This window comes from Oleiphilus messinensis (assembly GCF_002162375.1).
GTDB classification, from domain to species: Bacteria; Pseudomonadota; Gammaproteobacteria; order Pseudomonadales; family Oleiphilaceae; genus Oleiphilus; species Oleiphilus messinensis.
On the sequence record NZ_CP021425.1, the window covers coordinates 4,943,303 to 4,964,043 of the forward strand.

Genomic DNA, 20,741 nt, shown 5'->3' on the forward strand with positions numbered 1-20,741 from the left:
ACCTACACTAAGCCAATTTTCAGCAGTTTTTCAGGCATTGGCGGCGTGCGCAGCGCGACATAAATCAATCTCGGCAGCAAATTGACCAGATTGAATCGACGATTGAAACGATATTCGAATTCCGACAAGTAGCGCTGAGCATATTTGGGGCGCACGGCGTGGTAGGTTCCGCGCAATGCGCTCTTGAGATTGCCCAAGATCGTGTTCACCCAATGGAGTTCTGGCTCCTCTACCGAGGCCCGGCCACCGCCACAGACGATCCGGTCGTGTTCACATCCCGCCTCGGTCACCGCATTGAAGCAGGCCAGTCCATCGGAAATCACCGTACTGTCAGGTGTCAGGTGGCGCCGACTCCATTCAAGGAGCTCGTCTGAGCGAAATCCTTTGATAACAGTCAGTTTGATTTTCACCGGCTGGCTTTGATCGGTGGTTTGGACAGCGGCCAGAAATGGGGTTTTACCCTCGGCACCGCGTCCCACCTTGCCGCCACTGCGCTCACCGTCCAGATAGGCATCATCGATTTCGATAAATCCTGATAGCGGTTTGTTCTGATCCCGCTCCAGCATGACTTGCATCAGCTTGTGCTTCAGGCGCCAGGCCGCGTTGTAGGAAATACCCAGTGACGGTGCAATTCCATCGCAGAGATGCCTTTCTTGTCTTGCGTGATCAGGTAAATGGCCTGAAACCACGTTGTCAGCGGCAACTTGGTGCTCGCGAAGATGGTACCGGCGGTCAGCGAGGTCTGGCGTCGGCACCGATTGCACTGCCGCAACTGCCGATATGCTAACTGGCAGTATTGATCTGATCCGCAGAAGGGGCAGATGAAGCCTTCGGGCCAGCGCCATTGTGCCACCGCGTCACAGCACTGCTCTTCGCTTCCATACTGGCGAAGAAATTCATTCAAGCTCAAACCTTTCTGAAACTGAACTCTGTTGCGCGCCATTGCTATGTCCTTGCTTTCCCATGACCAATACTGTAAACATATGGCGCTGTTTGTATCTAGCCCGAATGTTTCATAAATGCTTCAAGCAAAACAACATCACTATTGTTTGACTGGTATCTAAACAGGTCACAACTCCTTCAATGGTTGATTTTCCGGATCATATTGTGAAATTTTACTATCTGGGCCGATTTGGCTGCTCATTTATTAACCATTCAAAGGTGTACAGACAAAACTACCCCTCCTCTTAATGAGGTGATGCTTCGTTGTTGGCTTATTGTTTTATCAGCACGTCTGGTTTAAAGCGGGTGGTGGTTTGGCGCAATACAATAGTTCGGTGATGTTGTGCAGTATCGATTTAAAGGGGTAGCAGCTCGGCAATTGGAGTTTGATACGGTCTTTATACTGTACGACTCGGACAGCGATCTTAAAGAGTTTGGTAATGATCGTGGAGGGTTGAGCAGTAGCCAGTTCTGTATTGGCCAACAGTTCAGTTCGGATTACTTGGTGAAGTACATAGGCGGCACACGAGAAAAACAATCGCAAATGGTTAGCCAGAAATGAGTGATCAGAAGTCCGGTCGCTGGCCAGGTCGTTTTTCATCATTTTAATATAACCTAAATCCTGCAATCTATATGTCTGAATCGATTCGATACGACTATAGCGACATTTAGTGTCGATGGATCACCATTTTGCACACCATGCAACTGAAACAAGCGTAATTCACTTGATTGGACTGTTTAAATTATAATCATCTCTATCGTCAACCGGAGCAACAGGCCAAAGTCTGCCTGACTCCAAATCTGGAATTTGCTTAGTCGAAGAATTTAAGTATAGGTATTTTGGTCAATGAATAAACGACAGCTTTAACCAGTCAGCCCACGGAGTTGGGTGAAGATGGTTGCTCGGAACGTTGACCTTAAGCTGATTCCCACCACGCAAGAGTTGTCCAGCAGTACGTACCAGAAAAGTTCGGATAGTTTGAATTTCCCATCGTTTCAATTCGTCATTATCGCTCAGTAGTGCCATCCAGCGTACCGTGTTATACGCCAGCACAGCGCATTGGAAAATTAATGAGCTGGCCATGAAATCATGGCTCTTGATTTGCGCCAGCCCCATTTGGTTCTTAGCTTCATCCAACCAGGTTTCACAAGTTGCGCGCTTTCCGTATGTCGTGTGTGCTTGCCAAGGAGACAACCGCTCTGTGGTTACGTAGCAGAAGTAGTCGTAAACGGGCTCATTCAGCAAGGCTTGTTGAGGGCCTTTGGTGATGAGAGCAGTTTTACGCCGCACAGCAACAAAGCGACGTGACCGCTCCCATTGACCGCATTGATGGAAAAAGTCACACTGTTCCCAATCGGTATGACCCGGTACTCGTTGCCAAGCTTGCTTGTCCAACAAAGCGGCAAGGCCTTTGAGTTTCACTTTAATCAGGTAACCATGGCGAGCCTGATCCAGCCAGTCCATGAGCTCTCCAACAAAGAATCCTGAATCACCTCGGAATAGCAGCCGCATTTTGGGTGGCATCTGCGCAGAAAGTTGCTGCATGAAGCCTACAATGCCGTTGCTGGTGTAGGTGCTGCCACTGCGCAACCATGCTTGCAAAATTTCTTTGGTGTGGCTGCAAAAGGCAACCAGTGGATGATAAGAATTAGAGCCTTTTTTCGTTGGGTTGTAGCCTTTTTCAGCACCTTCCTGTTGACCGTAAACGGTTTTGACAGTCGAGTCCACATCAATCCAGCCTCGATAGAGGGTTCCGGGCAACCAAGTACCGGACTTCAATGCTCTATGCCAAATTCCCTGACGCAAGGTGTGATTAATCTGTTCGAGCTGGGTGACATGCTTGAGCTTTCCACGACGGAAAATACGACCCAATGTACTGTCATCTGGAATCGATAGCCACCCCCCCCCACTTCACGCAGCACCTGATCTGCCCACACAGAAACCACCTTCCTGAGCGAAGTGGCACCGGCGATGATGCCGATAATCGTTAGGTAGATTGAGTCGCCCAAGCTGTAACGAGCCGTGTTGCCGCGTTGCAAATCAAGATGCTTCTGGCAAGCCTCGGTAAAACCGATGTGATCGAGGAAATGCATGGCAGGGATAATGCCAGCTTGACTAGTCAGCTTTTTTCCGGTGTGTTGATAGCGAATTTTTGCGGCTGGTTTTTTGGCACTTTTATGGGTATTCTTGATCATGAAAAAGGTGACTCTGATGTGCTTGGTTGTTTGATGATAACCAATTGAATCAAATCGCCTTTTTCTTTTCAAGTACAATGTTGTTTGCAGAATTTAGGTATAATTTTCATCCTGACCTCGCGCACAATACAGATCCTTGTAAAGTATAGTGGGAGTGGTATTGGTGAGAGAGGTCACTACAAATCGGGGATTCTCGCCTAAATCCATGATTTCCGCTTTGAGAATGGTTCGGAACGATTGAGGCCAGGTGCCGGCGGCATAATCGAGTTCATGATAAGTCCGGGTGCTTTGAGGTCGTTCCCGATCGAACAGGAGAGCATTGTGGCATCGCGTTTCATGAAGTTTTCGCGTGTTTTCAAGGTGAGGACTGGCCAATCGTTTGAGCACCTGATTACCGGTGAGGCCAAAGATGAAGTCGGTATGTGGATCGTCCAGTGCCAATTGCATCAATTCCGGATTGGAGAAGTGACCGTCGCCGCGAAGCACGATATGAGTTTCCGGCCAGTGTTGGCGAAGCAGTTTCACCACCCGTTTAATAATCATTGCGTTTTCGGCCCCCTTGGGACGTTTACCGGGGCGTAACACAGCGGTAATGAATTTGCCTGACAAGCCTTCAAACAAAAACAGCGGTAAGTAGCAATGGCTCCGATAATGATGATTATAAAACGAGAATTCCTGTTGGCCATGAGTTTGATCTTCGGAGTGATCCATGTCCAATACAATGATTGCCGGAGCGCTGGCATAACTCGCGATAAACTGTTCAACAAAGGCCTGGGCAATGCGGTAAATGTCACGGGCAGTCACCGCGTTTTCAAGACGAGAGAGTGTCGGCGCACTGGCTAATGCTTCGCTGACTTCCACGGGTTTTCGATTGATGGCAAGCTTGAACAAGGGATCATGACGTAGGCTATTGCAATCATTGCCGTCGTGGTAGCCGCACCCAATCTGGTAAATGCGTTGTGCCAATAAGTCAGCTAAATCGTGATCGATGTAAGAGGGGTGACGCTGATCTTTGATAGCTGCCGTCAGCCGATTAATCAGTCCGACCTGGTGGTCAACGCCGCGTAATAGCATAGCACCAAAATCGGATGACATGGCTCCGCCATCGAAATCTGCGCGCACAGTAAAGCCTGCGGAAGGAGGAAAACGAAGTTGAGTTGGGGTAGAATCTGACATGGGCGACCTTTCTTAGTTTCTTACGAAGCATTTTTTGCGAAATACCCATTATATCAGTGGGTTAAGAAAGGTTTGCCTCTTTTTATGAAATATTCGGGTTAGAGCCTTTTTTCGTTGGGTTGTAGCCTTTTTCAGCACCTTCCTGTTGACCGTAAACGGTTTTGACAGTCGAGTCCACATCAATCCAGCCTCGATAGAGGGTTCCGGGCAACCAAGTACCGGACTTCAATGCTCTATGCCAAATTCCCTGACGCAAGGTGTGATTAATCTGTTCGAGCTGGGTGACATGCTTGAGCTTTCCACGACGGAAAATACGACCCAATGTACTGTCATCTGGAATCGATAGCCACCCCCCCCCACTTCACGCAGCACCTGATCTGCCCACACAGAAACCACCTTCCTGAGCGAAGTGGCACCGGCGATGATGCCGATAATCGTTAGGTAGATTGAGTCGCCCAAGCTGTAACGAGCCGTGTTGCCGCGTTGCAAATCAAGATGCTTCTGGCAAGCCTCGGTAAAACCGATGTGATCGAGGAAATGCATGGCAGGGATAATGCCAGCTTGACTAGTCAGCTTTTTTCCGGTGTGTTGATAGCGAATTTTTGCGGCTGGTTTTTTGGCACTTTTATGGGTATTCTTGATCATGAAAAAGGTGACTCTGATGTGCTTGGTTGTTTGGCGATAACCAATTGAATCAAGTCGCCTTTTTCTTTTCAAGTACAATGTTGTTTGCAGAATTTAGGTTTCATATTTACCGCTATTTGCAGTATGGTGAAATATCAGACTTCGTGGAACAATTAGCGTCCTTACATAGGTAGAACATTAAGCCACCTCACAGAGCTGTAGACCCAAACTGAATCTACCCGAATTGCAGTCTCTTTTGGGGTGGGCTCTCCCCGCATGATGCCCAAGAAAGATAATCAATTTGCGCGCATTGAGTTCAGTTGCCTTCTGGTCAAAGCGCATGATGCCAAGCATCGTATCGCAAAAGGTCATCGTACAGCACATCGCTGTTTTTCGAGTGGATAGCGCTTTGTCGAGTATACGCTGCGCGCTGTGACACATAAAACGCTTTATGAGTGCCGCCGCAATCGCCGCCCAAATTAACCCGGTTGCTACTGATTCCTTGCCGGTATCAAAGCACCGCAGATTGGCATAGGATTTCCACTCTTTGAACAACAATTCGATTTGCCAGCGTAACCGGTAAGCCTCACTGACCTCGTCCAGAGAAAACTGCGTTTGAGGGAGGTTGGTGATCAACCAGGAGAATTTCTTTTCCTGCTTGATCCAGCAAGCGATCAATCTCGCGGTAATCGTGTGCTTTCCTTTTTTCCAGGAAACAATTAGTTCCGTACGTTGTCGCTTGAGTAATTTGCCTTGAACAGATTTCAGCGGCTTTCCCTGCACGTGCTTCAGCATTTTGCCATCTTCCCGATGAGCAGATACAACGGTGGGGTTGATGTTGTTCTTGCATCGTGCGACATAAAACCCTCCAGCATCCTGCAGATCTTGAAACCATTCCAAATCAAAGTAACCCCGGTCAACCAGTAACAGACACCCAGATAGAGTTTGTGGCTCAGGGAGGTAATCCCGCTCGCTGGCTGTGTCGGGCGTCAACGAGATAGTGCATGGTTGGTCTGCCAAAAGATCCATGGTCACCTGAAGCTCAACTGCGGCAGGACTGACGGTTTTGAAACGGCCAGGAAACGACTTCTTCAACGAATCCTTCACGGCAAATGAGCTGCCATCTTGAATCAGGATCTGTTTAAACTGATGAAAAGAGTGGCCTTCCGGGAATGCCAGTGCAGGCTGCAACCAGTCAGTGAGAAGTGATGACAACACTTCCCGCATGAATTCGGGAAACTCTGGTTTCGAAAACTGGTTGTGAAAGGCACGATAAGTGATGTTGCTGTCAGACCACTCACAATATCGACGCTGAATGTCAGCTACACTTTCAATGGTGCTAGACGCCATTATGGCAACCAGGCAAGTCACTAGCTTGAAAGGCGTGATTCGTCTTTGCCGAACACAGAAATCTGCCTGTTTTGCGATTTCAGTGATCTTTTCTGGATTGAAGGAGTGGGTGAGTTTTTCGAGAAATGTGGTAAATTTACGCTGGTTCATTCTGCTTTAAGGTCGGTTGATTGTTTGGCGACTAATAATCTACCTTATCGCAGAATAAATCCATAATAATATCATTGGGTTATCCTATATTTGCGCTTAATGTTCTACCTATGAGCGTCCTTAAGTTCTAGCTCTAAGAGGGGGTCCTCCACTAATTGCCGCTTGGTTGAAGATGCATTATTTGATTCACTCACAACACTAACAAGAAATACATTTATCGCTGTTAAGCAGCTCAGCATGGCAATGAACTCAAGCACAATGATTTCCCTTTGATAAAAAAAGCAAAATAGCGCACATGCAGAGGTTGGTCAACCACCCAATTACCGTGCAGCAAGTGTTGAGGGTGAGGAGAAGAAGGGGTAAATACGCTACATGGCCACCTGGCTCAAAACCGTAGGTTTTTCAGATGCCCTTGCCGATCCATTATGCCGTCGCAGAGTCTTACAGAGGGGTTTTATTTTTTTCTAAAATGTCCTGGAATGGTATTGATAATTGGTTGGTTAACCAATAAAGTACCAGTGAAGCTAAACACCCTCTGAAGGCTTGTGCGGAGGCCCTTTATGAAAGCGATACCAATAAAGCCACGAAAAGTAACCTTTGATGTATCTACTGTTCCACGGCATTGGAATGGTGGAGACCCTGTCCTAACTCGTTTCTTTGATGCCCTTTCAGTGCATTTCCCCGAGGGTGAACGGTTTTTTATCCAGTCGGTACGGAATTTCCAAGATCGGGTAAAGGAGCCAGGTTTACGTGAAGACATTCGCCACTTTATTCGTCAAGAGGGACAGCATGGTATTGTCCACGATCATTTCAATGAGGTGATGGTTGGGCAGGGTGTTGATGTTGACAAGATTACCAGCAATCTGCGGCGTTTCATTCGCTCGTCACAAAAGTACTTGCCAGAAAAGTATCAGCTGGCGATGACTGCAGCATTCGAACATTTTACGGCCACTCTGGGCGAGGCAATGCTCAAGGAAGAAATTGACATGTTTGCCGAAGCGGACCCTGTGATGAGAGCGATGTTTCTCTGGCATGGTGTGGAAGAGGTTGAGCATAAGGCAGTTGCCTACGATGTCTATCAAACAGCGGCGGGCGGCGGGTATCTGTCACGGGTCTCGGCGTTGGTAGTGACCATCCTAATGATTCATCTGGTGGTCGGGCCGGTGTTTGTGAATATGTTGCGTCTAGATGGCGCCATGCGCCAGCCTGGCGTCGTGTTGCGTGGGCTGAATCGTCTCTATGGTTGGCGTGGTATTTTGACTCGAATGTTGCCTGAATTCCTGGCTTGGTTCCGTCCGGGGTTTCATCCTTGGGATACGGGCATGCCAGAGAAAGTGGCGGCATGGGTGGAAGAGTATGAGGGTCATGGCGACCCAATGCGTGCATCCGCTGCTGTATACGGAAGCTCGCCGATGAGCGAGGCAGCCTGAGTGGATGGCGAAAAGGCGATTATGACACACTGCCATAGGCCGGGCAGGCATTGTGGCAGTTCAGCAATCCGTGACTTGCTTGAATTCCATGGCTTATTGATGAGCGAAGCATGTTGTTTCGGCCTCGGGGCTGGACTCGGTATTACTTACGTGGAGATACCAGGTACCAGCTCCCCTTTCATTGTTCATGTGCGCTCAATGGGGTTCGAGGAGAAGGTGTTTAATACCTTAGAGGTTCCTTTTTGTTGGACCAGTTACAGCAATAAGCCGTCCGCCAGTGCTGATTTATATCAGGCATTGCATGAAAACCGGCCTGCATTGCTTTTAACGGATATATATCATCTGCCTTATTTTGGCAGTAGCACGCATTTTCCTGGGCATGCCATCGTGGCATGGCTCCGCGACGAGGAGCGTAATGAGGTGCTGGTTAGCGATACGGAGCGCCCGGACTTAATTGCGGTTGCGGCGAATAACTTGGCTGATGCACGTTTCTCGACCGCGCCACCCTTCATTCATCACGGTAATATGTTCGCGCCTCACGCCATTGATACCAGTGTAACTCCAGAGCGCGTGCGGCAAGCAATCTTCGACAATGCCTACGCATTGGCTAACGGAAACCGTTTTAGCGGTCTCGCGGCTCTGGAAACCTGGGTTGGGGAGCTGCCACGCTGGGCTGTGGACGAAAACTGGCGCTGGTCGTTACGCTTTGCCTATCAGGTGATCGAAAAGCGCGGTACTGGCGGTGCCGGATTCCGTGCCATGTATGCCGATTTTTTGGAAGAAGTGGGAGATATGCTCCCCGCTGTAATTCATGCGAATTTGGTGGAATTGATGCGTAGCGCGGCAGCGAGCTGGTCTGATTTGGCTGAGACCTTGAAACAGGGCTCCGAGTCGATGGTGTTCCCCTTCGTTGAAATAAAGAGCGCCATTAATCATGTAAGGATGCGCGAGTCACATTACGTGAAATATGCGCTGGATGTCCTGACCTAATTCACAGCAAATCAATAGGTTCGGGGATGCAACTAATTAACAGAAGGTAAACCCCCGGCTTTGCCGGGGGACACCTAAGGGTTTGACCTATACGTCGGTCATTGTGAATCTGAAATCTCGACCAAGAGATGGAGATTCACAATGAAAGAGTATCAGAGTTTGAGCCACACAAGATGGGATTGTAAGTATCACGTAGTATTCATCCTCAAGCGACGGAAGAAGAAAATATTTGGTGTGTTGAGAAAGCATCTTGGTGAGGTCTTCCGCGACTTGGCCAGTCAGAAAGGAGCGCAAGTGGTTGAAGGCCACTTGATGGTGGATCATGTTCATATGTGCCTGAGCATACCGCCCAAATACGCAGTTTCTCATGTGGTTGGCTATATCAAAGGGAGAAGCGCAATAGTGATAGCCCGGTGGTTTGGCGGTCGCGAAAGGAACTTCACGGGAGAGGTGTTTTGGGCACGTGGATATTTTGTTTCCACCATTGGCATGGATGAAGACTTGGTTCGATCGTATATCCGGAACCAGGAAGCGGAGGATGATCGATTAGATCAGATGAAACTCGGACTGTGAAAGAATGCAGCCGCCTTGGGCGGCTCTAGAACTTACGGCGCCTTTGAGGCGCTCACCCAATAAACCTCCGGCTTTGCCGGAGGTCATTTAATTATAAAAGAAGTTACCAATGAATAAGCAAGATACCTTAGCGGCGGATCATAATATGACGATCGCCGAAACATTTTTTGGAGCAACTCATCCCTTGTTTAATGCGTTTGGCGTACAGGTGGAAGAAATCGGCAAGGGGCGAGCAGTGATGAGTCTCGCCTGCCGTCCTGCCCTTTGCAACCGGGTTGGCGGCGTTCATCGCGGAGTGGTTGTTACTTTGTTGGATACCAATTGTGGGCTGGCGATATTTTCGCGACTTGGTGATATGCGCCCGATTGCTACTATCGATCTTCGCGTCGACTTTATCGAGGAAGTGCCTAGCGGAGAGGGTGTTTTCAGTGAGGTGGAGTGTTATGCAGTACAGGGTGATATAGCTTACGTCCGCGGGCGCGCTTGCGCGTTCTCTGATAACACCTTATTGGCTTCGGTATCAGGCTCATTTGCTGTTGGCACTCTTGGTCCGGCGTTTGATTCAGATATAAAAAAGGAGCTAAGAAATGAGTGAATCAACTGTGTTTGAAGCTCCACGAATGAATAAAGTGCAGAAAGAGATGCTTGAGAATACCCCTTTTGTGGAGTTTCTGGGGCTTGAAGCAGTGAGTTCGGGTAAAGGTATAGCTTATCAAGTGTCTTTCCGCGAGGAGCATATTGGCAATACACTGCTACGCACTTTTCACGGAGGCATTCTCGCTAGTTTTGGCGAAATCACCGCAGCCCTCTATCTGGTGCAATCGCTTGATCTGGATAAAGAGCCTTCGTGTAACAGTATGACCTTTGACTATCTACGTCCCGCGTTCGCTGGGAGCATTCGTGCCGAGCCTCGCCTTATCCGTGCTGGCAGACGTTTTATCGTTGTTTCTGTCGATATCTATCTGGACAAGAAACTCGTCTCGATCGGACGCTTTATCTACACCCGTTAATAAATATTAGGAGTTTATTGTGATCATATCACAGACTTTACGCCGTGCCGTGCAACAACACCCCAATGGTACTGCGACGATCTACAAAGATAGAAAGCAGTCATGGCTGGAGTTTGAAGGCCGTGTTGCTAGACTTGCCGGTGGCCTTCTGTCATTGGGGATAGAAAGAGGAAACCGCATTGCGATTTTGTCTCTTAATAGTGACCGCTATCTCGAATATTTCTATGCGGTGCCCTGGGCTGGTGCCGCCCTTAATCCCGTCAATATTCGGCTTGCTCCCCCAGAAATCGCGTTCACTCTTAATGACTCCGGCTCGTCAATCTTGTTTGTGGATGACACCTTCAGTGCGATGCTACCGAAGTTGCGTCCGCTGCTTGATAGTGTCGAACATGTGGTGTTTATGGGCGACGGCGAGTTACCGGAAGGTTGTGTTAGCTACGAGGCGTTGATTGACGGGTCAAAACCGATACAGGATCTCAGCGAAGGCGGAAAGGAGCTCGCCGGACTTTTCTATACCGGTGGCACCACCGGTCGATCCAAAGGGGTGATGTTGAGTCACGACAATCTTGTTTTCAACGCGCTTAATGTGGTCCCGGAAATGAGTTACGGGCCAGACACTATTTATATGCATGCGGGTCCGATGTTTCATCTGGCTGATATGGCAAGCACCTTTGCAGTAACCATGGCTGGTGGAACCCACGGGATTGTGCCACGTTTCGAAGTCGGCGATGTGCTGGGCTTCATTGAGTGCGAGAAAGTCACACACACGCTACTCGTACCGACAATGATCAACCTTCTCGCGTCGTCCGGAAAAATAAAGGATTTCGATGTCAGCAGCGTGAAGCGCATGTTGTATGGCGCGTCGCCGATGCCAGAGGCAGTATTGATTAGTGCCATGGAGCAGATGCCGCAGGCCCTGTTTGCCCAGGGTTATGGGCAGACGGAGGCTTCACCCATCATTACCGCGTTGGCCCCGGAGTTCCATGTGCCGGGATCCGACAAGCTACGAAGTGCGGGCAGGGCTGCGCTGGGTGTCGAGGTTGCCATTCTTGACAAAAATGATGTTGAGCTACCGCGTGGCGAAGTCGGGGAGATCTGTGCCAGAGGGGGGAACGTTATGCTCGGTTACTGGGGAATGGAGCAGGCGTCGGCCGAAACTCTGCGCAACGGCTGGTTGCATACCGGTGATCTGGGCTATATGGATGAAGATGGGTTTGTCTTTATTGTCGATCGTAGCAAGGACATGATCATCAGTGGTGGAGAGAATATCTTTTCTGTCGAAGTGGAAGGCGCCATTTACAGCCATCCTGCGGTGCAGGAATGTGCTGTAGTAGGGATTCCTCACGACGAATGGGGTGAAACAGTGCATGCCATCGTGGTGCTTTGCGAAGGTCATACTCTTAAGGAAGAGGAGCTATTGGTCCATTGCCGGGAACGCATTGCCGGCTACAAGCTCCCTCGAAGCATCGAGTTTAGAAGCGACCCGTTACCCATAAGTGGTGCCGGTAAGATTCTCAAAAACGAACTTCGAGCTCCTTACTGGCAGCAGAAGGAGCGGGGGGTCAACTGAACCACTGTTTTCGCTAAGATCAATTACTAGCACGGAATAAGCCATGAATCTTGAATTTACACAGGAAGAGTTGGATTTTCAAAAGTCCATACGCGCTTGGATGCGGGAAAACGTACCTGAAGAACTTGAGCGTGTGTCAGCACTCGGTAATATGCCAACCAAGACGCAGCAGCAACAGTGGGAGAGGAAATTAGGGAAACAGGGCTGGCTGGCGCTAACTTGGCCAGAACAGTACGGTGGGCCAGGCTGGACAGCGACGCAGCGCTATATCTTCGATATCGAAAGAGCTATGGCCGGAGCGCCGCCAACCAGCCCCTTCGGTGTCGCCATCACACAAGCAGGACACCCACTCGTATTCTGTTTTCTGGGGTAAGAGACAAGCAGGAGACAAGCAGGAGACAAGCAGGACACCCACTTGTATTCTGCAAACAACGAATTACGCAAAATGAGGTGTCGCTCAGCACAGATCGGGCGCAATTAACGGGTCAAACAGAAATTACGGTTGCGATAAGCAGGACGCCCACTCGTATTCTGCAAACAACGAATTACGCAAAATGATGTGTCGCTCAGCACAGATGGGGTGCAATTAACGGGTCAAACGGAAGATTACCGTTGTGAGACTGCTAGCGTGGGGCTGAAAGGCGGGTAAATCACAAATTCCGAGCGCAAAGTGTCCCCGAGTTGCTCGGTTGAGTTTTGGCTGAAGGTCTGATGAGCAAGAGGGGGTTACGTCGGAAACAAGCTTCGACACTGTGCCAACCCCGAGACCCGCCGATGGCCGAGGGTCTTGCTGGCGATTTTTACGTGTTCAGCACGGCCAACGAAGGTGGGAAACTAGGTTTCCAGTTTTCCGGTGACGAGCAGAGCATTTTTTATCGCTATACTCTATTATCAATAAAAAACAATTTGTTATGGCAATAAAAGATATTATTCAACAGTCACGAATTCATATTTCTGTTTTTGCCGATAACATTCTTCGTTTATTTCTACCTGAATAAGAAGCGATTGACAGAGGCCTCGAAAGGGTTTTTGGTGGTTTCATCCCTGTTTTTTTACAGTTGGTGGAATCCGGTTTATCTGCCGCTCATACTCATCTCTATGGTGTTCAATTACGTTATCGGAACATCGCTCACTAAGAATGACAATCATAGCAAGGTCTCGAGAAAGCAACTCCTGACTATTGGAGTCGTCGCGAATGTTGGACTCCTGGCCTATTTCAAATATGCAGATTTTCTGATTACTAACGTCAACTTTGCGTTTGATACAGAATTGTCACCCTTGAATCTGGTGTTGCCGTTGGCGATTTCATTTTTTACATTTCAGCAAATCGCCTATCTCGTGGATGCTTACCGAGGGGAGACGGAAGAGTATGATTTTCTCAATTACGGGGTGTTTGTTACCTTCTTCCCGCAATTGATCGCAGGCCCGATTGTGCATCACAAAGAAATGATGCCGCAGTTTGCCACGCTGAGAAGCAAGGTGCTCAATTATAAAAATATTGCCTGTGGTCTGTTTATGTTCTCGATCGGTTTATTCAAAAAAGTCGTCATTGCAGATACCTTCGCGATATGGGCGACCAATGGATTTGATCATGCAGAAACATTAACCCTTATCGAGGCCTGGGCTACGCCTTTATCGTTTACATTTCAGTTGTATTTCGATTTCAGCGGGTACACGGATATGGCAATTGGTGCGGCGCTGCTGTTCAATATCAAGTTGCCAATCAATTTTAATTCACCCCTAAATTCTGCAAACAACATTGTACTTGAAAAGAAAAAGGCGATTTGATTCAATTGGTTATCACCAAACAACCAAGCACATCAGAGTCACCTTTTTCATGATCAAGAATACCCATAAAAGTGCCAAAAAACCAGCCGCAAAAATTCGCTATCAACACACCGGAAAAAAGCTGACTAGTCAAGCTGGCATTATCCCTGCCATGCATTTCCTCGATCACATCGGTTTTACCGAGGCTTGCCAGAAGCATCTTGATTTGCAACGCGGCAACACGGCTCGTTACAGCTTGGGCGACTCAATCTACCTAACGATTATCGGCATCATCGCCGGTGCCACTTCGCTCAGGAAGGTGGTTTCTGTGTGGGCAGATCAGGTGCTGCGTGAAGTGGGGGGGTGGCTATCGATTCCAGATGACAGTACATTGGGTCGTATTTTCCGTCGTGGAAAGCTCAAGCATGTCACCCAGCTCGAACAGATTAATCACACCTTGCGTCAGGGAATTTGGCATAGAGCATTGAAGTCCGGTACTTGGTTGCCCGGAACCCTCTATCGAGGCTGGATTGATGTGGACTCGACTGTCAAAACCGTTTACGGTCAACAGGAAGGTGCTGAAAAAGGCTACAACCCAACGAAAAAAGGCTCTAATTCTTATCATCCACTGGTTGCCTTTTGCAGCCACACCAAAGAAATTTTGCAAGCATGGTTGCGCAGTGGCAGCACCTACACCAGCAACGGCATTGTAGGCTTCATGCAGCAACTTTCTGCGCAGATGCCACCCAAAATGCGGCTGCTATTCCGAGGTGATTCAGGATTCTTTGTTGGAGAGCTCATGGACTGGCTGGATCAGGCTCGCCATGGTTACCTGATTAAAGTGAAACTCAAAGGCCTTGCCGCTTTGTTGGACAAGCAAGCTTGGCAACGAGTACCTGGTCATACCGATTGGGAACAGTGTGACTTTTTCCATCAATGCGGTCAATGGGAGCGGTCACGTCGCTTTGTTGCTGTGCGGCGTAAAACTGCTCTCATCACCAAAGGCCCTCAACAAGCCTTGCTGAATGAGCCCGTTTACGACTACTTCTGCTACGTAACCACAGAGCGGTTGTCTCCTTGGCAAGCACACACGACATACGGAAAGCGCGCAACTTGTGAAACCTGGTTGGATGAAGCTAAGAACCAAATGGGGCTGGCGCAAATCAAGAGCCATGATTTCATGGCCAGCTCATTAATTTTCCAATGCGCTGTGCTGGCGTATAACACGGTACGCTGGATGGCACTACTGAGCGATAATGACGAATTGAAACGATGGGAAATTCAAACTATCCGAACTTTTCTGGTACGTACTGCTGGACAACTCTTGCGTGGTGGGAATCAGCTTAAGGTCAACGTTCCGAGCAACCATCTTCACCCAACTCCGTGGGCTGACTGGTTAAAGTTGTCGTTTATTCATTGACCAAAATACCTATACTTAAATTCTTCGACTAAGCAAATTCCAGATTTGGAGTCAGGCAGACTTTGGCCTGTTGCTCCGGTTGACGATAAAGATGATTATAATTTAAACAGTCCAATCAAGTGAATTACGCTTGTTTCAGTTGCATGGTGTGCAAAATGGTGATCCATCGACACTAAATGTCGCTATAGTCGTATCGAATCGATTCAGACATATAGATTGCAGGATTTAGGTTTTAATAAAACGGATAACTTTGCTAACAACTCGTCTTGCTCGAATGGCTTGACCATATAGTCATCACCACCGGCTTCATAGCCCAGCATGCGCTCCCTGACAGAGCTTCTACCCGAGAGAAAGACAATTGGAACACTGTGGTTGGGATCGTCCTGACGAATCCGGTCACAAACCTCGTAGCCATTTAGACCGGGCATTTCGACATCCAGCAGGATGATGTCCGGTCGTGTGTTCTGAAACGCTTTTAGTCCATCAGTGCCGTTACCGGCAAGGGTAATGTCGTAGTTTGACGCCAGCGCCTTGGCAATGAACTTTTGACTGAATTTATCATCTTCGATCACCAGCACTGTTTTCATCACAAATGCTCCAGCGTTTTTCGGCAGACCCTAATGCTTGCGCACCAACATCAACCCATCCGCTATCGGTAATAATGAACAGGACACTCTGCGGTCTTCCATCACGGTTCGATTCAGTTTTCGAATCGCACGGGTTTCATTATCCTGAACCTGAATATCCGCAACGCGACCACTCCAAAGCACATTATCGATCACCAGTAACCCACCACTTCGCAACAGCTTGTACGCCAGCTCGTAATATTGAACATAGTGCTCTTTATCAGCATCGATAAAGATGAAGTCGAAGGTGCGCTGTTCACCCTGATCAAGTAACTGTTTAAGTGTTTGTTGTGCATCCCCCAAACACAGGTTTATTTTAGGCTCCAGATGCAAACGTCGCCAATAACGGCGAGCAATGGCGGTCCAGGTTTCACTGATATCACAGCAGATCAACTGCCCGTCCTGAGGTAATGCCGATGCAATACAGATAGAGCTGTAACCCGTGTAGGTGCCGACTTCCAATGCTTTCCGTGCGCCGCACAACTGAACGAGAAATGACAGGAACTGGCCCTGTTCCGGGGCAATTTGCATTCGTGACATCTCATCGGAGGCGGTCTCTTGCCGGAGTTCGGCGAGAATAGCTGATTCCTGGGTACCTTGAGTGATGAGGTAATCGTATAGCGCATCATTCATTTGCAGTGTTCGGTTGGTCATCACCTTCTCCGACCTGGACTCGTGTGGGCGATTCATCACCAATAACGGAATGATGCTCGCTTCTGGATTAAGGCGGAAACACGCCCTATAAAAAGAATATAGACGAAGACGTAGCGGGTAGAAAAGAAAAGAGAGAGAATCAAGCCCCGACCGGTAAACCTGGCCGGGGCAAGTAGAACGGATACACCTGGATCGCGGTATTAACGTTCCATAATTGCCGTCACACCCTGACCACCTGCAGCACAGATAGAAATCAGGCCGCGTCCGGAACCTTTTTGTTCCAGTAGCTTCGCGAGTGTTGCCACAATCCGTCCACCGGTCGCCGCAAACGGGTGACCTGTCGCCAGGCTGCTTCCGTTGACGTTGAGTTTGCTACGATCAATTGAGCCCAACGCTTTCTTGAGACCCAGTTTTTCTTTACAGAAGGTCTCATCTTCCCATGCTTTCAATGTGGAGAGCACTTGTGCTGCAAAGGCTTCGTGGATTTCGTAAAAATCGAAATCCTGAAGGGTCAAACCTGCACGCTCCAGCAAACGGGGAACCGCATAGGTTGGCGCCATCAGCAGGCCTTCTTTCTTACCGGTAAAGTCCACAGCGGCCACTTCAGAGTGAGTGAAGTAAGCGCGGATCGGCAGGCCTTTTGCTTTTGCCCACTCTTCGCTTGCCATCAGCACACAGGATGCACCATCGGTAAGTGCAGTACTGTTGCCTGCCGTCATCGTCCCGTTTTCCCGATCAAAGCAAGGCTTTAATGTGCTCAGTTTTTCAAGAGAGGTATCAGGGCGAAGGGTATTGTCTTGTGACAAGCCCGCAATCGGCGTCATCAAGTCTTCGAAAAAGCCATTTTGATATGCTGCAGCCAATTTCTGATGACTTTCAAAGGCTAATTGATCCTGCTCATCCCGAGGAATCTTCCACTCGTGGGCCGTAACCTGACAATGGTCACCCATTGACATGCCAGTGCGCGGCTCACTGTTTTGCGGGATCAACGGAATAAGTTGAGAAGGACGGAAGCGGGAGATGATTTTCAGGCGTTCACCGTTGGATCGCGCGCGGTTCAAATCCAGTAAAATTTCCCGCAGACCATCACTCAGTCCGATCGGAGCGTCGGAGGTCGTATCGGTTCCGCCCGCGATTCCCGCGTCAATCTGCCCCAGTGCTATCTTGTTTGCAACCAGAATTGCGGCTTCCAGACCTGTACCACAGGCTTGCTGGATATCATAAGCGGGTGTTTCCGGAGCCAGACCCGAGCTCAAGACGCTCTCCCGAGTCATGTTGAAATCCCGCGAGTGCTTGATTACTGCCCCGGCTACCACATCGCCCAACTTTTCGCCTTGAAGGTTGTAGCGATCCACCAAACCACGTAGCGCTGAAGTCAAAAGCTCCTGATTACTCAACGATGAATAAGCCGTATTGGATCGGGTAAATGGGATTCTGTTGCCACCGATCACGGCGACTTTTCGTATTCCTGTGCTCACAATGGTTTCCTCTTGTTCAATTTGGTGTCATCCGGGCCTTACATTAACGTTTCGCCAGACTACCCCTTGTGCGGACATCAGTCTAGGGTAAAAATAGCCTAACTCATTGGCAGCCCTGACGCTGCAGAGATGTGACTGAGTCAATTTCTGCCTGCTGAATGTCTGGCAACATGGCTTATAATCAAAGCACTGAAATACACATTGAGATCACCTTATGACTGATTATTACCACAAAGTTGCCAACTCCTCTGTTGGCCGATCCGTAGTGAATGCACTGAACCTGCCAGCACCCATGATTCTGGAACGGAGCGACAGCGCCAAGACGGAGTTGATGGATGGCAAGTACCTGGTAGGCTCAGCCGCCAATGGGCAATTCGGGAAAGCGATTATCGATGCATTGTCGAGCGCCAGCAGCAATCCGGGACAAGTGGTTTACGCTGCTAATGCGGCGTTCCTGAAAGACGCTTTTGGCGCGGCCAAAGGTGCAGCAATCAAGCTGGAAACCCTGCCTGAAACGGATCGCTTCAAAGGTTTGATTTTTGATGCATCCGGCATCACCAATAGTACCGAACTGCGTGCGGTTTATGACTTTTTCCACCCCACAATCCGGAATGTAGCCAAATGCGGTCGAATTATTGTTATTGGCCTGACGCCAGAGCAATGTGATCCACAACAGGCCACTGCCCAAAAAGCACTTGAAGGTTTCGTTCGCAGTGTGGCGAAAGAAGTGGGCAAGAAGGGTGCAACCGCTCAACTGGTTTATGCCGATCAGATACTGACAAGCAACAGTGGCGCGGGCGATTACCTGGCGTCAACGCTGGCGTTTCTCGCCTCGGCTAAATCAGCTTACGTGGATGCCCAGGTTATCCGGGTGAAAGAAGGTGGAAAACTGGCAGCGACTGACAACGCGAACGCACCGCTTGCGGGTAAAGTTGCGTTGGTGACGGGCGCATCACGGGGAATCGGTGAAGCCATTGCCAATGTATTGGCCCGCGACGGCGCTAAAGTCGTATGCCTCGATGTACCCCAGGCGGAAGAAGGTTTGAAGCAGGTTGCGTCACAAATCGGTGGCGAGGCACTGGCCTTAGACATTACCGCACAGGATGCACCGGAAGTGATTGCCAAGTACTTCCAGGAGAAACACAAGGGTCTGGATATCATCGTACACAATGCGGGTGTAACACGAGACAAGACGCTCGGTCGTATGAAAGAGCATTTCTGGGATGTGCTCATGAATATCAACCTGATCGCCATTGAAAACATCAATGCAAAACTCCTGCAAGACAGCGTAATCAATGACAATGGCCGAATTATCGGCGTTGCCTCAATCAGTGGTATCGCCGGTAACTTTGGGCAAACCAATTACGGCGCCTCAAAGGCGGGTGTAATCGGCTATGTGGAAAGTATGGCCCCGCTGCTGAAAAAAGGAATTACCATCAATGCTGTAGCGCCAGGGTTCATTGAGACGCAAATGACGGCTGCGATTCCCTTCACTATCCGTGAAGCGGGCCGCCGCATGAACAGTCTGTCTCAAGGTGGACAACCCAGAGATGTTGCAGAAACAATCGCCTACTATGCTCATCCGGGCTCACAGGGTGTAACGGGCAATGTTGTGCGCGTGTGTGGACAAAGCCTGATCGGTAAATAAGCGTCCCATCAACACCCGAGTATTGTTCAGCCCATGACGATACTCGGGTGCTCTTACGCTATAAAGTTTAAGGCGCTTACACCCTAAACTTCAGTTTGCCGTTCCTGTCGACTTTTACGATATTCAACCGGCGTCATATCGGCCCAGCGTTTGAATGCCCGATAAAACGTACTCGGCTCGGAAAACCCCGTCAGATAGACTATTTCATCAATCGATTCGTTAGTACCGCCCAATAACCGTTTAGCCAATCGATAACGATATTCCGCCAGCACCTGATTGAAGTTTGTATTAGCATCCGCCAAGCGCGTGCGCAGGGTCCGTGGCTTGATGTCCAACCGCTCCGCGACCGTCTCCAATGTCACATCACCGCTTTCCAGTAATTCCGCAATAATTTTTGTCACCTGCTCGACAATATCCATTTTCGCCAAGCGTGCAACCTGTTCACTGGCTAATTGTTCATGCAACACCATTAACTCGGGTTCAGCATGGGGCGAGCGTCGGGTCATAATGGCTTTCGGAAAATACAACCGGTTGATTTCGGCTCCGAACCGCACTTTACAGCCTAGAACCCGGGCAACTTCTTCGGCATTCTCCGGCTCGGCATGGACAAAGTCGATTGCACTGGGGGCGAAGTCCCCTTCGGTGACGAATTTGAAAAACTTTATCAACCCCTGGGCAAAGCATTCATTGAAATGGCGAAGTTGGCGCACAGCATCTGAAGCGGTATTGATGACCATGGTGCACTCTTCTTCACCCTCTTCGATATAGGCCTCCGACGCATCACTAATTAACCGCTGATAATTTAACGCTCGCTTCAAGCCTTCGCCAAAGGTGGGGCTACTCAGAAAAAGGTATTCCAGAACCTGGCCACGAAAAACCGGCAGTTGTTCGCCCAGACGTAAACCAATATTACTATCGCCACTGATTTTCTCGATGGCCCCCCAAAATAACAGCTGTGCTTCGTGCGGTGTTCTGAGTTGCGCACTATAGAGGTAGTCTTCTGTGATCCCCAATTCGTCAAAAAGCGACGCCACATCAATTCCGACTTTAACAATCGCCTTATAAATCATCTGCAACATGATTCCGGCGTCTTTTAGTTCGCTCATTCTTATTTCCGGCTTTGAGTCATTTGTCTTA

The 20,741-nt window shown here is 49.1% G+C and carries 15 protein-coding genes and 5 pseudogenes; 10 read left to right on the top strand and 10 right to left on the bottom strand.

Going from position 1 to position 20,741, the window contains the following annotated elements; translation table 11 throughout:
• Positions 1-2: 2 nt before the first annotated feature.
• From OLMES_RS21490 to OLMES_RS21515, 6 genes and pseudogenes are all read right to left on the bottom strand, one after another.
• Positions 3-943: pseudogene (locus OLMES_RS21490) on the bottom strand (IS1595 family transposase).
• 282 nt (positions 944-1,225) lie between these two features.
• A pseudogene (locus OLMES_RS21495) lies at positions 1,226-1,573 on the bottom strand (transposase); the annotation flags it as partial.
• Positions 1,574-1,786: 213 nt separating this feature from the next.
• A pseudogene (locus tag OLMES_RS21500) lies at positions 1,787-3,138 on the bottom strand (IS1380 family transposase).
• Between the two features lie 99 nt (positions 3,139-3,237).
• Positions 3,238-4,314, bottom strand: a pseudogene (locus OLMES_RS21505) (IS1380 family transposase); the annotation flags it as partial.
• A 100-nt stretch (positions 4,315-4,414) separates the two neighbouring features.
• Positions 4,415-4,959 (bottom strand): annotated as a pseudogene (locus OLMES_RS21510) (transposase); the annotation flags it as partial.
• 177 nt (positions 4,960-5,136) lie between these two features.
• Complete coding sequence (locus OLMES_RS21515) at positions 5,137-6,438, bottom strand: IS4 family transposase (RefSeq protein ID WP_087461237.1); 1,302 nt, start codon at positions 6,436-6,438, stop codon at positions 5,137-5,139.
• Positions 6,439-6,998: 560 nt separating this feature from the next.
• Here OLMES_RS21515 and OLMES_RS21520 point away from each other — a divergent pair.
• From OLMES_RS21520 to OLMES_RS21565, 9 genes are all read left to right on the top strand, one after another.
• Positions 6,999-7,868, top strand: coding sequence for a metal-dependent hydrolase (locus OLMES_RS21520; RefSeq protein WP_087463146.1), 870 nt, complete (start codon positions 6,999-7,001; stop codon positions 7,866-7,868).
• Positions 7,869-7,889: 21 nt separating this feature from the next.
• Positions 7,890-8,858: a BtrH N-terminal domain-containing protein gene (locus tag OLMES_RS21525; RefSeq protein WP_087464603.1), complete on the top strand. Its 969-nt coding sequence runs from the start codon at positions 7,890-7,892 to the stop codon at positions 8,856-8,858.
• A 141-nt stretch (positions 8,859-8,999) separates the two neighbouring features.
• Positions 9,000-9,431 (top strand): IS200/IS605 family transposase, encoded by a 432-nt coding sequence (gene tnpA / locus OLMES_RS21530; RefSeq protein ID WP_087463147.1) that lies wholly within the window; start codon positions 9,000-9,002, stop codon positions 9,429-9,431.
• 109 nt (positions 9,432-9,540) lie between these two features.
• Positions 9,541-10,026 carry a PaaI family thioesterase gene (locus OLMES_RS21535; protein ID WP_198343075.1) on the top strand — a complete coding sequence of 162 codons (486 nt, stop codon included), beginning with the start codon at positions 9,541-9,543 and terminating at the stop codon, positions 10,024-10,026.
• Positions 10,019-10,441 (top strand): PaaI family thioesterase, encoded by a 423-nt coding sequence (locus OLMES_RS21540; RefSeq protein WP_232465169.1) that lies wholly within the window; start codon positions 10,019-10,021, stop codon positions 10,439-10,441. Before OLMES_RS21535 ends, OLMES_RS21540 begins: the two co-directional genes overlap by 8 nt.
• Positions 10,442-10,460: 19 nt before the next feature.
• Positions 10,461-12,011 carry a long-chain-fatty-acid--CoA ligase gene (locus OLMES_RS21545; protein ID WP_087463148.1) on the top strand — a complete coding sequence of 517 codons (1,551 nt, stop codon included), beginning with the start codon at positions 10,461-10,463 and terminating at the stop codon, positions 12,009-12,011.
• A 43-nt stretch (positions 12,012-12,054) separates the two neighbouring features.
• Positions 12,055-12,384, top strand: coding sequence for an acyl-CoA dehydrogenase family protein (locus OLMES_RS21550; protein WP_087463149.1), 330 nt, complete (start codon positions 12,055-12,057; stop codon positions 12,382-12,384).
• 659 nt (positions 12,385-13,043) lie between these two features.
• Positions 13,044-13,799 carry an MBOAT family O-acyltransferase gene (locus OLMES_RS21560; protein ID WP_198343076.1) on the top strand — a complete coding sequence of 252 codons (756 nt, stop codon included), beginning with the start codon at positions 13,044-13,046 and terminating at the stop codon, positions 13,797-13,799.
• Between the two features lie 49 nt (positions 13,800-13,848).
• Complete coding sequence (locus OLMES_RS21565; RefSeq protein ID WP_087459351.1) at positions 13,849-15,198, top strand: IS1380 family transposase; 1,350 nt, start codon at positions 13,849-13,851, stop codon at positions 15,196-15,198.
• 203 nt (positions 15,199-15,401) lie between these two features.
• Here OLMES_RS21565 and OLMES_RS21570 read toward each other — a convergent pair whose 3' ends face one another.
• The 3 genes from OLMES_RS21570 to OLMES_RS21580 all read right to left on the bottom strand — a co-directional run bounded on the left by OLMES_RS21570 (position 15,402) and on the right by OLMES_RS21580 (position 17,956).
• Positions 15,402-15,785, bottom strand: a complete 384-nt coding sequence (locus OLMES_RS21570) for a response regulator transcription factor (RefSeq protein ID WP_087463152.1) — start codon at positions 15,783-15,785, stop codon at positions 15,402-15,404.
• 30 nt (positions 15,786-15,815) lie between these two features.
• Complete coding sequence (locus OLMES_RS21575; protein ID WP_087463153.1) at positions 15,816-16,478, bottom strand: O-methyltransferase; 663 nt, start codon at positions 16,476-16,478, stop codon at positions 15,816-15,818.
• Positions 16,479-16,678: 200 nt separating this feature from the next.
• A complete protein-coding gene (locus OLMES_RS21580; RefSeq protein WP_198343077.1) occupies positions 16,679-17,956 on the bottom strand; it encodes an acetyl-CoA C-acetyltransferase in 1,278 nt (425 codons plus the stop codon).
• Between the two features lie 214 nt (positions 17,957-18,170).
• On the opposite strand from OLMES_RS21580, the gene OLMES_RS21585 reads away from it, so the two are divergent.
• Positions 18,171-19,604 (top strand): 3-oxoacyl-ACP reductase, encoded by a 1,434-nt coding sequence (locus OLMES_RS21585; protein WP_087463155.1) that lies wholly within the window; start codon positions 18,171-18,173, stop codon positions 19,602-19,604.
• Positions 19,605-19,687: 83 nt separating this feature from the next.
• Here the strand turns inward: OLMES_RS21585 and OLMES_RS21590 are convergent, their stop codons facing one another.
• Positions 19,688-20,710: an AraC family transcriptional regulator gene (locus tag OLMES_RS21590; RefSeq protein ID WP_087463156.1), complete on the bottom strand. Its 1,023-nt coding sequence runs from the start codon at positions 20,708-20,710 to the stop codon at positions 19,688-19,690.
• Between the last annotated feature and the right edge of the window lie 31 nt (positions 20,711-20,741).

Coding starts and splice junctions, on each gene's coding strand:
- OLMES_RS21515 (WP_087461237.1), bottom strand. CDS start 6,438: ATGAACCAGCGTAAATTTACCACATTTCTCGAAAAACTCACCCACTCC.
- OLMES_RS21520 (WP_087463146.1), top strand. CDS start 6,999: ATGAAAGCGATACCAATAAAGCCACGAAAAGTAACCTTTGATGTATCT.
- OLMES_RS21525 (WP_087464603.1), top strand. CDS start 7,890: ATGACACACTGCCATAGGCCGGGCAGGCATTGTGGCAGTTCAGCAATC.
- tnpA (WP_087463147.1), top strand. CDS start 9,000: ATGAAAGAGTATCAGAGTTTGAGCCACACAAGATGGGATTGTAAGTAT.
- OLMES_RS21535 (WP_198343075.1), top strand. CDS start 9,541: ATGAATAAGCAAGATACCTTAGCGGCGGATCATAATATGACGATCGCC.
- OLMES_RS21540 (WP_232465169.1), top strand. CDS start 10,019: ATGAGTGAATCAACTGTGTTTGAAGCTCCACGAATGAATAAAGTGCAG.
- OLMES_RS21550 (WP_087463149.1), top strand. CDS start 12,055: ATGAATCTTGAATTTACACAGGAAGAGTTGGATTTTCAAAAGTCCATA.
- OLMES_RS21565 (WP_087459351.1), top strand. CDS start 13,849: ATGATCAAGAATACCCATAAAAGTGCCAAAAAACCAGCCGCAAAAATT.
- OLMES_RS21570 (WP_087463152.1), bottom strand. CDS start 15,785: ATGAAAACAGTGCTGGTGATCGAAGATGATAAATTCAGTCAAAAGTTC.
- OLMES_RS21575 (WP_087463153.1), bottom strand. CDS start 16,478: ATGACCAACCGAACACTGCAAATGAATGATGCGCTATACGATTACCTC.
- OLMES_RS21585 (WP_087463155.1), top strand. CDS start 18,171: ATGACTGATTATTACCACAAAGTTGCCAACTCCTCTGTTGGCCGATCC.
- OLMES_RS21590 (WP_087463156.1), bottom strand. CDS start 20,710: ATGAGCGAACTAAAAGACGCCGGAATCATGTTGCAGATGATTTATAAG.